The sequence below is a fragment of the Massilia orientalis genome, assembly GCF_030411975.2.
Lineage (GTDB): Bacteria > Pseudomonadota > Gammaproteobacteria > Burkholderiales > Burkholderiaceae_D > Telluria > Telluria orientalis.
In genome coordinates, this window is the sequence record NZ_JASNRB020000006.1 from 308333 (window position 1) to 320895 (window position 12563).

General features: G+C 65.9%; 10 protein-coding genes and 2 riboswitches. Of the genes, 4 read left to right on the plus strand and 6 right to left on the minus strand.

Going from position 1 to position 12563, the window contains the following annotated elements:
- Window positions 1-141: 141 nt before the first annotated feature.
- Window positions 142-1767 carry a CHASE3 domain-containing protein gene (locus QPK29_RS11935; RefSeq protein WP_082577392.1) on the plus strand — a complete coding sequence of 542 codons (1626 nt, stop codon included), beginning with the start codon at window positions 142-144 and terminating at the stop codon, window positions 1765-1767.
- Here QPK29_RS11935 and QPK29_RS11940 read toward each other — a convergent pair.
- On the minus strand, window positions 1721-2536 hold the full coding sequence (locus tag QPK29_RS11940; RefSeq protein ID WP_056135328.1) for a Crp/Fnr family transcriptional regulator: 816 nt from the start codon (window positions 2534-2536) through the stop codon (window positions 1721-1723). The two genes, QPK29_RS11935 and QPK29_RS11940, sit on opposite strands and share 47 nt — an antisense overlap.
- A 422-nt stretch (window positions 2537-2958) precedes the next feature.
- Between QPK29_RS11940 and QPK29_RS11945 the strand changes: the two genes are divergently transcribed.
- Window positions 2959-4617: a peptide chain release factor 3 gene (locus tag QPK29_RS11945; protein ID WP_056135325.1), complete on the plus strand. Its 1659-nt coding sequence runs from the start codon at window positions 2959-2961 to the stop codon at window positions 4615-4617.
- An 18-nt stretch (window positions 4618-4635) separates the two neighbouring features.
- Here the strand turns inward: QPK29_RS11945 and QPK29_RS11950 are convergent, their stop codons facing one another.
- Window positions 4636-4962: a hypothetical protein gene (locus tag QPK29_RS11950; RefSeq protein ID WP_156403847.1), complete on the minus strand. Its 327-nt coding sequence runs from the start codon at window positions 4960-4962 to the stop codon at window positions 4636-4638.
- A gap of 156 nt (window positions 4963-5118) precedes the next feature.
- Between QPK29_RS11950 and QPK29_RS11955 the strand changes: the two genes are divergently transcribed.
- Window positions 5119-6723: an MCP four helix bundle domain-containing protein gene (locus QPK29_RS11955; protein WP_371768388.1), complete on the plus strand. Its 1605-nt coding sequence runs from the start codon at window positions 5119-5121 to the stop codon at window positions 6721-6723.
- Between the two features lie 8 nt (window positions 6724-6731).
- Here QPK29_RS11955 and gcvP read toward each other — a convergent pair whose 3' ends face one another.
- The 3 genes from gcvP to gcvT all read right to left on the minus strand — a co-directional run bounded on the left by gcvP (window position 6732) and on the right by gcvT (window position 11287).
- Window positions 6732-9611, minus strand: a complete 2880-nt coding sequence (gene gcvP / locus QPK29_RS11960; protein WP_371768389.1) for an aminomethyl-transferring glycine dehydrogenase — start codon at window positions 9609-9611, stop codon at window positions 6732-6734.
- Between the two features lie 120 nt (window positions 9612-9731).
- Window positions 9732-10112 (minus strand): glycine cleavage system protein GcvH, encoded by a 381-nt coding sequence (gene gcvH, locus QPK29_RS11965; RefSeq protein ID WP_036228522.1) that lies wholly within the window; start codon window positions 10110-10112, stop codon window positions 9732-9734.
- Window positions 10113-10162: 50 nt separating this feature from the next.
- Window positions 10163-11287 (minus strand): glycine cleavage system aminomethyltransferase GcvT, encoded by a 1125-nt coding sequence (gcvT, locus tag QPK29_RS11970; protein WP_371768390.1) that lies wholly within the window; start codon window positions 11285-11287, stop codon window positions 10163-10165.
- A gap of 52 nt (window positions 11288-11339) precedes the next feature.
- A riboswitch (glycine riboswitch) is annotated at window positions 11340-11437 on the minus strand.
- 16 nt (window positions 11438-11453) lie between these two features.
- Window positions 11454-11539, minus strand: a riboswitch (glycine riboswitch).
- 133 nt (window positions 11540-11672) lie between these two features.
- On the opposite strand from gcvT, the gene QPK29_RS11975 reads away from it, so the two are divergent.
- On the plus strand, window positions 11673-12230 hold the full coding sequence (locus tag QPK29_RS11975; protein WP_056135310.1) for an ATP-dependent Clp protease proteolytic subunit: 558 nt from the start codon (window positions 11673-11675) through the stop codon (window positions 12228-12230).
- A gap of 64 nt (window positions 12231-12294) precedes the next feature.
- Here QPK29_RS11975 and QPK29_RS11980 read toward each other — a convergent pair whose 3' ends face one another.
- On the minus strand, window positions 12295-12513 hold the full coding sequence (locus QPK29_RS11980) for a hypothetical protein (protein ID WP_056135972.1): 219 nt from the start codon (window positions 12511-12513) through the stop codon (window positions 12295-12297).
- Window positions 12514-12563: the final 50 nt, after the last annotated feature.

The following is a 12563-nucleotide window of genomic DNA, read 5'->3' on the forward strand; positions in this document are numbered from 1 at the left end:
CATTTGCTATGCAGAATTGTTAATTGCGCGTCGTCATCGCGCCACATTTCTTCGTCCGCACGCCTAATCGAGCTCCATGGCAACTTTTCCCGGTCTATAATGACTCGGACAGGCCAAGCTGCGCGAAAGGAACGACCGAGGATGTTTTTCACCACCGACCCCAAGTTCAGGCCGGTTCGCAGCCTTCCGTTGTACCAGACCCTGCTGTGTGTCGTGTGCGTTCTGATCCTGGTTCTCAACGGCGTAAGCCTGGTCCGTAACCTGGACGGGCTCAAGACTGCCAACGCGCGTCAGGCGCAGGCCGATCGTGTGACGGCCAAACTGCAGTACCTGAACCTGCTCGTGACCGATGCGGAAAGCGGTCTGCGCGGCTATTACCTGTCCGGTTCCGATACCTATCTGGGCCCGCTGCGCACGGCCGAGCGTGAACTGGACGGCCAGTTCGACAGCCTCAAGACGCTGCTGGCCGACAATTCTTCCCAGCTGAAGAACCTCACCCAGCTGCAGAATCTCGTCGTCCGCCGCATCAACCTGATGAACCAGGGCCTGGAAGTCTACCGCCACGGCGGCCTCTCCGACATCGTCGCCATCGCGCAGACGCAGGAAGACAAGACCCATATGGACGAGATCCGCCTGCAGGTGGTGATCATGACGGGCGAACAGAACGAAACGCTGGCTGCGCGCAGCGCCGTCTTCTACGACCGCTACCGCCTGGCCGCGCTGCGCGGCCTCGGCATCAACGTGGCGGCACTCGTCACCCTCGTCCTGTTCTACAACCTGATCCGCCGCAGCTTCCGCGCGCGCCTGAATGCCGAGCGGGCCCTGCAACAAACCAATGACCACCTGGAATCGCTCGTCGCGGAACGCACGGAGCAGTTGTCCGTGCTGTCGCGTCACCTGATCCGCGTGTCGGAAGAAGAAAAGGCGAAGCTGGCGCGCGAACTGCACGACGAGATGGGCGCCAACCTGACGGCCATCGGCATGCACCTCGCGTCGGTCATGGACCAGATCAGGACCACGCATCCGGACCATGCGGAGACGCTGGGCCGCGCCCGTGGCGTGCTCGTCGAGACGGTCGAACTGAAGCGCCGCATCGTGGAGGACCTGCGTCCGAGCCTGCTCGACAACCTCGGCCTGTCCGCCGCCCTGGAGAGTTATTGCGAAGATTTCGGCCGCACGACGGGCGTCGATTGCGAGGCGCTCATCGAGGGCGACATCGACAGTGCCGGTTCCGCGCAGTCGATCGCGCTGTTCCGCATCGCACAGGAGTCGCTGAACAATGTCGCGAAGTATGCCCAGGCGCGCCACGTCATCGTGCACCTGGCGCGCGAAGGCGAAGCCTACACGCTCGAGGTCAGCGACGATGGCGTCGGGATTCCGCCGGACGCGATGCGCCGTCCGAAATCGCACGGCCTGCTGGGGATGCGCGAACGGGCGTTGCTGCTGGGAGGGACGTTGCGGGTGGATCGCGGCGTGAACGGGATCGGGACCTCGGTGCACGCCATCGTTCCGGTGACGGCGCCAGGGGAGACCGACGCCGGCGGGACCGCGTCAGGCGGTGCCCTGGATATCTCGGCGCTGGCCGTGGCGCCTTCGGCAGATCGGGCGGGTCAAGCGCCAGCGGAAGCGGCCGACCTGGCCGAACATCAACTACACAATCATCTACGTGCCGCCCAGGCCCAGTCGCCGCTGGCGACGTCGGGCCGGGACACGGTGCCGCTCATGCGCGCGACACGTCCATCAGCAAACGGTCATACTCGCTTTTAGCGACCTTGTAGCACTCGCCGGCATAGTCTTCCAGGCCCTGGCGGTTCAGCACGGTGATGTTGCCGCGGCGGTACTGGATCAGGCCTTCGTCCTGCAGCTTGCCGGCGGCGGCGGTGATGCTTTCGCGGCGCACGCCCAGCATGATCGAGATGAGTTCCTGGGTAACTTTCAATTCATTGCTCGGCGAACGGTCCAGGCGGTCCAGCAGCCAGCGGCACAGTTTCTGTTCGATCGAGCTGTGGCGGCCGCCGACGGCGTTCTGGGCCATCTGGGCGAACAGCGCGTTCGTGTAGCGCATCAGCAGCTGGGGCAGGGCGCCGCCCTTGTTGAAGGCGTCGCGCAGGAATTGGGTCTTCAGGCGGTAGCCGTAGCCGGCGCTCTGGACGACGGCGCTGCAGGTGGCGCGCTCGCCCATGAACAGCGACACGCCGACGGCGCCTTCATGGCCGACCACGGCGATTTCCGTCGTGGCGCCGTCTTCCATCACGTACAGGAGGGAGACGATGGCGGTGGTGGGGAAGTACACGTATTCCAGCTTGCTGCCGTATTCGAACAGTTCCTTGCCGAAGGGCAGGGGAACCAGTTCCAGGTGCTCGAACAGGGTTTCCAGGTCTTGGCGCGGCAGGGCCGCGAGCAACTCGTTTTGTTGGGTGCCGCTGTAGCTGACAACCGGGCGGGCGGCCAGTTTGATTTCTTCGCTGGTCGAGGGGATCTGATTCACCGATTGCGCCTTTTTCTGGGCGGCGTTACCGAGTTGGGCGTTATTCATTTTGTCCTCGTTATCTCTGACATACATCACTGGGGCGATTGCTTGGATGGGTTTCCTCATCGCGATGTGTGTACATTAATGCCATAGTCTCTTGCCGAACATAAGACTAGCTGTCGCCCCCATGTAGGCTCTATGCATGATGTTATGTAAGCCCAGTCCTACTAGAGAGAAACTTTCAGTAGAGGGCTTTTTTTTGTAACTTCGACAATGGTTTGGCGGCATTAAAACGTTTCGATGGCCGCCCTTTTTTGCCATTCCGGCCACATCCATACGCCCGTCGAGGCCGCTAAACTTGCACCTCATCACAATCCGCGCCCGACTGTTCCTACATGGGACGCGTGCGGTGCGCCGGGAATTGGTTCACACAAGGTACGCTGGACCCGGTAAAATCGAGAGTTTTGCAAGCGCCCCAGGGCGAGACCATGTCCAACGAAATCGACGCAACCACCACCGACATCCATGACGCCGCGGTAACCGGCAAGCCCGCCGCCACGATCGCGCGCGAAGTCGCACGCCGCCGCACCTTCGGCATCATTTCCCACCCCGACGCCGGTAAAACGACGCTGACCGAAAAGCTGCTGCTGTTCTCGGGCGCCATTCAGCTCGCCGGTACCGTCAAGGGCCGCAAGAGCGGCCGCCATGCGACGTCGGACTGGATGGACATCGAGAAGCAGCGCGGCATCTCGGTCGCGTCGTCGGTGATGCAGTTCGAGTTCCGCGACCACGTCATCAACCTGCTCGACACGCCGGGCCACCAGGACTTTTCGGAAGACACGTACCGCGTGCTGACGGCCGTCGACTCCGCGCTGATGGTGATCGACGCCGCGAAGGGCGTGGAAGAACAGACGATCAAGCTGCTGGACGTGTGCCGCATGCGCGACACGCCGATCGTCACCTTCATGAACAAGCTCGACCGTGAAACCCGCGACCCGCTCGAGCTGCTCGACGAAGTGGAATCGGTGCTGAAGATCGAATGCGCGCCGGTGACCTGGCCGATCGGCATGGGCAAGAACTTCCGCGGCGTGTACCACCTGCTGAACGACGAAGTCATGCTGTTCAAGGCAGGCGAAGAGAAGGCCGACGGCGCCTACGAGATCATCAAGGGCATCGACAACCCGCGCCTGACCGAGATGTTCCCGCTCGAGATGGAGCAGCTCAAGATGGAAGTGGAGCTGGTGCACGGCGCGTCGCATCCGTTCGACCTGGAGCGCTTCCTGTCCGGCGTGCAGACCCCCGTGTTCTTCGGCTCCGCCATCAACAACTTCGGCGTGCGCGAGATCCTGTCGGCCCTCGTCGAATGGGCGCCGGGCCCGCGCGACCGCGATGCGACCGTGCGCGCCGTGCGGCCGGACGAGCAGCCGTTCTCGGGTTTCGTCTTCAAGATCCAGGCCAACATGGACCCGGCACATCGCGACCGCATCGCGTTCCTGCGCGTTTGTTCCGGCCGTTTCGAGAAGGGCATGAAGGTCAAGCACCTGCGCCTGGGCCGCGAAGTGAAACTGTCGTCCGTCGTGACGTTCATGGCGTCGAGTCGCGAACAGGTCGAAGAGGCCTACGCGGGCGACATCATCGGCCTGCCGAACCACGGCAACATGCAGATCGGTGACAGCTTCTCGGAAGGCGAGCTGCTGACGTTCACCGGGATCCCGTACTTCGCGCCGGAGCTGTTCCGCACGGTGCGCATCCGCAATCCGCTCAAGACCAAGCAGCTGCACAAAGGCTTGCAGCAGCTGGGCGAAGAGGGTGCCGTGCAGGTGTTCAAGCCGGTGATGGGCAGCGATCTGATTCTCGGCGCCGTCGGCGTGCTGCAGTTCGAGGTCGTCGCGAGCCGCCTGCTGAACGAATACGGCGTCGACGCCGTGTTCGAGGGCGCGAGCATCAGCAGCGCGCGCTGGGTGTCGAGCGACGACAAGAAGGCCCTGTCCGACTTCGAGACGCAGCTGGCGCACAACGTCGCCTACGACGCGGCCGGCAACCTGGCCTATCTCGCCACGTCCGGCGTCAACCTGCGCCTCACGCAGGAGCGCTGGCCGAAGCTGCAGTTTCACGCGACGCGCGAGCACGCCGCGAAGCTGGACTGATGCGGCATGCGTTGATCGTCACGCCTCCGGCCTGGCGATCAACGCTTCCACGATACTCCCCACGTAGCACACGGCGAACACGATCCCGGCCAGCGTCACGCTGAACGGCGTGGGCGCATGCGCCAGCTGCGCCTCGATCGCCGCCGGATCCATCGCCATCTTCCCGCTCAACAGCTGGTCGGCGACCGTGTTCGCCTGGTCCAGCGCGAAATTGAAATACAGGATCGCGGCGATGGCGGCCGGCGCCAGGAACAGCAGCGCGCGCGTGCGCCGCCCCAGGTAGTACTGGCCCACGCCGGGAAACACCAGGGCCGACAGCAATGCGCCCACACTCTTACGTCTCATCCTGTTCCTCTCACGTTGGCGGGCTTGAGCCAACACAATGGCCAACCCCGCGGTCGGCGTACATTCATTTAATGCACGCCGGAAATACTGCCAGCCAGGAGGAGACCATGACCCATTCATTCCCCCTAGACCTGTTCCATCGGACGACGTCCTGACATGCTGGCCCGTCTGCGCATCGGTCCCAAGCTGCTGCTGGCGCCCGGCGTCGTGCTGCTGCTGCTCGTGCTGCTGTCCTGCGGCAGCTACTACGCGATGGTACGCCAGAATGCGTCGCTCGACAGCATCGTGCAGCGCCGGGCGGGCAACATGCGCGCGGCGGCGGAGCTGTCCGCGTCGGCGCGCAGCGCGCATGCCCAGGCGTACCAGGTCCTGACCTGGATCAGCGGCAGCTTTCCGCACTTCCGTGTCGATCCGCTCGCACTCGACCTGCAGGCCCGGCACGGCGGGGTCGAGCGCGACCTCGCCCGGCTGGCGCGCCTGACGGCCGACAGCCCGGAAGAACAGCGCTACGTCGAACAAGCCCGTGCCGCCTGGGCGCAATACGTGCCGGCCGTGCGCGACGTGATCGAGATCGCGCGCATCGACCAGTCGATCAGCGCCAATGCGATGGTCAAGGCGGAGCGCGCGTTCGCCGTCGTCGCCCAGCGCCTGACGGCGCTGTCGCGGTGCGAACAGGCCCTGTCCGAGCAGGCGTCGCGCGATGCGGCCGACGATTTCCGCCTGATCGCGGTGCTGATGCCGGTGGTGATCGTTCTGTCGATCGCGGCCTCGCTGGCGATCACGATGGCGGTGCGGCGCGCGCTGCTGGCCGATATCGGTGCGATCGGCGCGGCCGCCCACGGTCTCGCCAGCGGCGACCTGACGATCCGCGCGCGGACCTATGCGGACGACGAAATCGGCCAGACGGCACGGCTGCTCGACGCCGGCATCCGCGGCCTGAACCGCCAGTTGCGCACCGTGCTCGAGTCGGCCCGCGCGATCGGCGAGGCGTCGCGCGAGATCACGCTGGGCCGCGCGGGCATGCCGCCGCGCGCGCACGTGCGCGACGCGCTGGACCGCACGACGGCGTCGATGCAGGCACTGGCGACGGCTCTCGACGACAGCGCCGCCGGCGCGCACGCCGCGGGCGAACTGGCGGTGCGTGCAGGTGCCGCGGCGGACGAGGGCGGCGCGCTCGCGCACCGCCTGGTGACGACGATGGAACAGGTGCGGCGCGCGGCCGTGCGCATGGACCGCATCGGCGCGGCCATCGAGACCACGCTGGCGCGTGCGGGCGACGCCGACGGCGGTGCCCGCGACGCGCACGCCCTGGCCCGGCGCGCCCAGCGCGCGGCACGCGAGGCGCGCACGCTCGCGCGCGAGACCGCGGCCGCGCTCGACGATGGCGGCGCCTGCGCGGTCGAAGCCGGGGCGACGATGGCGAACCTGGCGGGCGCCGTGGAAGACATGGCCGGCATCGTCGACACGATCGGCAGCACGGGAACGGAACGGGCGCGCGAGCTGGCCGGCGCGGCCCAGGCGATCGTGCGCATGGACGAGCTCACGCAACAGGGTTCGCGCATGGTGGAAGAAGCGGCGCTGGCCGCGCGCGCGCTGCAGCAGCAGGCGCTGGGCCTGGCGCGCACGGTGGCCGTGTTCCGGCTCGACGAGGCCGCGCAGGGCGCCAATGAAACGGCCCCGCCGGGAACGCATACGCTGCGTCCGGGCAGGGCCGGGAGACCTTACCTCCGGCTGGCGTCCAGCCGGGGCAAGCATCGCTGATTACCGCGTCACTCGTAGTCTTCGATCGGAGCGCAACCGCAGAACAGGTTACGGTCGCCATACGCGTTGTCCGCGCGGCCGACCGGCGGCCAGTACTTCTTCTTGCGCAGCGACGGCACCGGGAAGGCGGCCACTTCGCGCGAATAGGTGTGCTGCCAGTCGTCCGACGTGACGACTTCCGCGGTGTGCGGCGCGCCCCTCAGCGGGTTGTCCATGCGGTCGTACTCGCCGCGCTCCACTTTCACGATCTCCGCGTGGATGCAGATCATCGCTTCGATGAAGCGGTCCAGCTCCGCCTTCGATTCCGACTCGGTCGGCTCGATCATCAGCGTGCCCGGGACCGGGAAGCTCATGGTCGGCGCGTGGAAGCCGAAGTCCATCAGGCGCTTGGCCACGTCCTCGTTGCTGATGCCGGTGGCGTCCTGCAGCGGGCGCAGGTCGATGATGCATTCGTGCGCGACGAGGCCGTCGTGGCCCGTGTACAGCACCGGGTAGTGGGGCGCCAGGCGGCGTGCGATGTAGTTGGCGTTCAGGATCGCCATTTCCGTCGCGGCGGTCAGGCCTTCCGCGCCCATCATCGCGATGTACATCCACGAGATCGGCAGGATCGAGGCCGAGCCGTAGGCGGCCGAGCTGACGGCGCCGATGCCGGCTTCGTTGCGCTGGTAGCCGGTCGATGCCTGGTTCGGCAGGAACGGCACGAGGTGCTCGGCCACGGCCACCGGACCGACGCCGGGACCGCCGCCGCCGTGCGGGATGCAGAAGGTTTTATGCAGGTTCAGGTGGCTCACGTCGCCGCCGAACAGGCCCGGACCGGCCACGCCGACCAGCGCGTTCATGTTGGCGCCGTCGACATACACCTGGCCGCCGTGCGCATGCACGATCTCGCACAGTTCCTTGATGCCTTCCTCGAACACGCCGTGCGTGGACGGGTAGGTGACCATCACGCACGCCAGGTTGGCGCTGTGTTCCTCGGCCTTCTTCTTCAGGTCGGCGAGGTCGACGTTGCCGTTGGCGTCGCACGCGGTCACGACGACCTTCATGCCCACCATGTTGGCGGAGGCCGGATTGGTGCCGTGCGCCGACGACGGAATCAGGCAGATGTTGCGGTGGCCTTCGCCGCGCGACTGGTGGTACTTCTGGATGACCAGCAGGCCCGCGTACTCGCCCTGCGAACCGGCGTTCGGCTGCAGCGACACGCCGGCGTAGCCCGTGACGGCGCACAGCATCGCTTCCAGCTGGCCGATCATCTCGCGGTAGCCGACGGTCTGGTCGCTAGGGGCGAACGGGTGGATGTTCGAGAATTCCGGCCACGTCACCGGGATCATCTCGGAGGTCGCGTTCAGCTTCATCGTGCACGAACCCAGCGGGATCATCGTGCGGTCGAGCGCCAGGTCCTTGTCGGCCAGTGCGCGCAGGTAGCGCAGCATCTCGTGCTCGGCGTGGTAGCGGTTGAACGTCGGGTGCGTCAGGTAGGCGCTCGTGCGGGCCAGCGCGGACGGGTAGGCGTCCTGCGCGTCCTTGTCCAGCGTGTCGAAATCGACGTCGGCGCCGCCGAAGATCTTCACCAGCAGCGCGATGTCGTCGCGGCCGATGGTCTCGTCCAGCGAGATGCCCACGTGGCGCGCATCGATGCGGCGCAGGTTGACGCCGTGGTCGTTCGCGACGCGGTGGATCTCGTCGGCGTTGTCGGCGATGACGGTGATCGTGTCGAAATACGATTCATTGGCCAGCTGGAAGCCCAGGCCCTTCAGCGCGGTGGCGAGGATGCCCGTGTAGCGGTGCACGCGGCGCGCGATCTGTTCCAGGCCTTTCGGGCCGTGGTAGACGGCGTACATCGACGCCATCACGGCCAGCAGGACCTGCGCCGTGCAGATGTTCGACGTCGCTTTTTCGCGGCGGATGTGCTGTTCGCGCGTCTGCAGCGCGAGGCGGAATGCCGGGTTGCCCTGGGCGTCGATGGTGACGCCGGCCAGGCGGCCCGCCATGCTGCGCTTGTACTCGTCGCGCGTGGCCAGGTAGCCCGCGTGCGGGCCGCCGAAGCCGAGCGGCACGCCGAAGCGCTGGCTGTTGCCGACGACGACGTCGGCGCCCCATTCGCCCGGCGGCGTGAGGACGGTCAGCGCCAGCAGGTCGGCCGCGACGACGACCATCGCGCCTGCGGCATGCAGTTTCTCGACGGCCGCGCGGTAGTCGCGCACGTCGCCGTTCACGCCCGGGTATTGCAGCAGGACGCCGAAGCACGATTCAGTCAGGTTTTCGATGTCGGCGGCGGCGACGGTGCGCACTTCGACGCCGATCGGCAGTGCGCGCGTCTGCACGACTTCCAGCGTCTGCGGCAACACGTCGTCGGCGACGTAGAACACTTTCGATTGCGACTTGCCGACGCGCTGGATCAGCGTCATCGCCTCGGCGGCGGCCGTGCCTTCGTCCAGCATCGACGCGTTGGCGATGCCCATGCCGGTCAGGTCGGTGATGACCTGCTGGAAGTTCAGGATGGCTTCCAGGCGGCCCTGCGAGATCTCCGGCTGGTAAGGCGTGTACGCGGTGTACCAGGCCGGGTTTTCGAAGATGTTGCGCAGGATGACGGGCGGCGTGTGGGTGCCGTAGTAGCCCTGGCCGATCAGCGACTTCATGACCTTGTTCTGCGCCGCGATGCCTTTCAGCTTCGCGAGCGCGGCCTGCTCGGGCAGCGGCTCGAAGAACTGGCCCAGGTCCAGCTTGTCCTTGCGGCGGATGTTGGCGGGAACGACGGCGTCGATCAGCTCGGCGCGCGAGGCGTAGCCGAGGGCGGACAGCATGGCCGCCTGTTCGGATGCGGACGGGCCGATGTGGCGCGGGATGAAGCCATCGCGTGCTTCGAGTTGGGTCAGGCTGGTGCGGGTCATGATGGGAGACGAAATGAAAGAATCGGCACCGTCATTCCCGCGGAAGCGGGAATCCATGCTGAGTGGCCGAAGTTGCTCAGCATGGGTTCCCGCCTTCGCGGGAACGACGCAAGGGGGAGGTCAGCCCTCGGTGGCCTTGCCGTAGGCAGCCGCGTCGAGCAGGCCGTTGACGGCGGCCGGATCCGACGGCTGCAGCTTGAACAGCCATGCATCGTAGGCGTTCGCGTTGATCGAGTCCGGCGCGTCGGCCGTGGCCTGGTTCACCGCGGTGACGGTGCCCGAAACCGGGGCGTAGATGTCGCTGGCGGCCTTGACGGACTCCACGACGGCGGCGTCATCGCCGGCGGTGAAAGCCTTGCCGACCTGCGGCAGTTCGACGAACACGATGTCGCCCAGGGCGTCCTGCGCATATTCGGTGATGCCCACGGTCAGGGTGCCGTCGGCCTCCTGGCGGACCCACTCGTGGGACTCGGTGTACTTCAGGTCGGCTGGGATGTTCATGTGCGTAACTCCGTAGTGATGGATGGTGCGGTAAGTATAGTGTTGTTTGTTCAGGAAGCGAGGATCTTGCCGTTACGCACGAACGGCAGTTTGACGACGGACGCCGCCAGTTTCTTGTCGCGGATTTCCACGTGGACCGTGTCGCCGATCGCGACGTCGACCGGGACGCGCGCCAGCGCGATCGCCTGCTGCATCGACGGGCTGAACGTGCCGCTCGTGATTTCGCCGGCATTGCCCGATGCGGCCACGACTTTCTGGTGGGCGCGCAGGATGCCGCCTTTTTCGCGCAGGATCAGGCCGACGAATTGCTGCGCCTGGCCGTTTTTCTGCAGGGCGGATTTGCCGATGAAGTCGCGCTCGGCGTTGAGGTCGACCGTCCAGGCGAGGCCGGCGTCCAGCGGCGAGACGTTGTCGTCCATGTCCTGGCCGTACAGATTCATGCCCGCTTCCAGGCGCAGCGTGTCGCGCGCGCCCAGGCCGGCCGGCTTGACGCCAGCGGCGGCGAGGGCGTTCCACAGCGCCTCGACCTGGCTGGCCGGCACGCCGATCTCGAAGCCGTCTTCGCCCGTGTAGCCGGTGCGCGCGACCATCAGTTCGCCGAACGGGGTGTCGTGCACGATCACGGCGTTGAACGGCTTCAGGGCTTCCGAAGCGCTTTGCGTCTGCGGCACGACCTGCCACACTTTCGCGCGGGCGTTCGGGCCCTGCACGGCGACGAGGGCGATGCCGTCGGCGCTCAGGTCCGAGCGGCGGGGGGTGATGGCGAGGCCGCTGTCGGTGGCGTCGTTCTGCTGGCGGATCCAGGCGATGTCCTTCTCGGCCGTGCCGGCGTTGACGACGAGGCGGAACCAGTCTTCGGCGAAGTAGTACACGATCAGGTCGTCGATGACGCCGCCTTGGCGGTTCAGCATGCACGAGTACAGGGCCTTGCCCGGTGCCTGCAGCTTGTCGACGTTATTGGCCAGCAGGCCGCGCAGGAAGGCGCGCACGTTCGCGCCTTTCAGGTCGACCACGCACATGTGGGACACGTCGAACATGCCGGCATCGCCGCGCACGGCATTGTGTTCTTCGATCTGGGAGCCGTAGTTGACGGGCATGTCCCAGCCCCCGAAGTCGACCATCTTGGCGCCGGCGGCACGGTGTACGGAATTGAGCGGGGTCGCTTTGAGCGTCATGGGTGGTTCCTCGGCAGAAAATGGGGTCGCGCACGCGGATGTCCGCATGCTCTCGCACCCCTCTGTCCTCGGTACCTGAGAGATAGCGACAAGGTGTTGTCGCCTGCCCCTTCGGTGGGCCTGTGAAGGCCGCTCTCCAGAGTTGGTCCGCCGCGCGTCGCGCAGCAGCCCCTGACCGGTCCGGTTGCCTGAGAGTTTTTGGGTAATGCCCCTTCGGCGGCAGCCTGCGCTGCGCTCTCCCGGTCAAGACTGCGAAGTCTATGTCAGTGGTGACGGGAAGTCAATCGACTGGGGGAGGGCCACACGATTGCCATGAGGCTATACGGGCCTGCGGACGTGTTTTGTTACACTTGCTCTACGACCTTTGTGACGGAAGAGACCCACTATGAGCGAAGATCTAGGAAAACAGAAGGAAGGGTGGTTCACCCTGTCCGGCGACGTGAACAGCGACATGGTGCATCGTGTCTTCGAAGCGGTGGCCGGCATGAACGACGACGGCATCGAGACGGCGCACATCCTCCTGCAATCGAACGGGGGATATGTGAGCGACGGCCTGTGCCTGTACAACTTCCTGGCCAATGCCCCCGTCAATTGCGTCATGTACAACGGCGGCGCCGTCGCGTCGATCGCGGTGATCCTGTTCCTGGCGGGAAAGCAGCGCTTTGCGAGCGAGACGGCGCGCTTCATGATCCACAAGTCGCATGCGACAGCGTCGCCGGGGTCGCGTCCGGATGCGCTGAACATCATCGTCGAGGGCCTGCGCGCCGACGATGCGCGCACGGAATCCATCCTGCGCAAGCACATCGAGCTGACGCCCGAACAGTGGGGCATCCACCAGTACGGCGACCTGCACCTGAACGCGCGCGACGCCAAGGCGGCGGGCATGATCCACGACGTGCGCGACTTCGCGCCGCCCAAGGGCTCGTACCTGCGCAACATCTGATAAACAAAGAGCCCGTCGCGGTCGTCCCGCGCCAGGCTCTTTCGACTTCCGCAAAGCGCTGCGATCAGCGCTTGTTGTCGTTCTTGTGGCTTTGACGGCCAGCCTCGGCATGCTGCTCCGGGGTGCCGCCGCGGGTGCCGCCCGAGCCGCCCGAGCGCGAGCCCGAACCGGAGCCCGACTGCTTGTTGCCGTCGTTCTTGTGGCTTTGCTGGCCAGCCTTGACGTGTTGTTCGTGGGAGCCGCCCTGGTTACCCGAGCGCGAAGAATTCTTGTTCGAAGCCATGATCATTCCTTTCGATAGTGGAGATGTCCTGCTTACCGAAGCGATTTCGG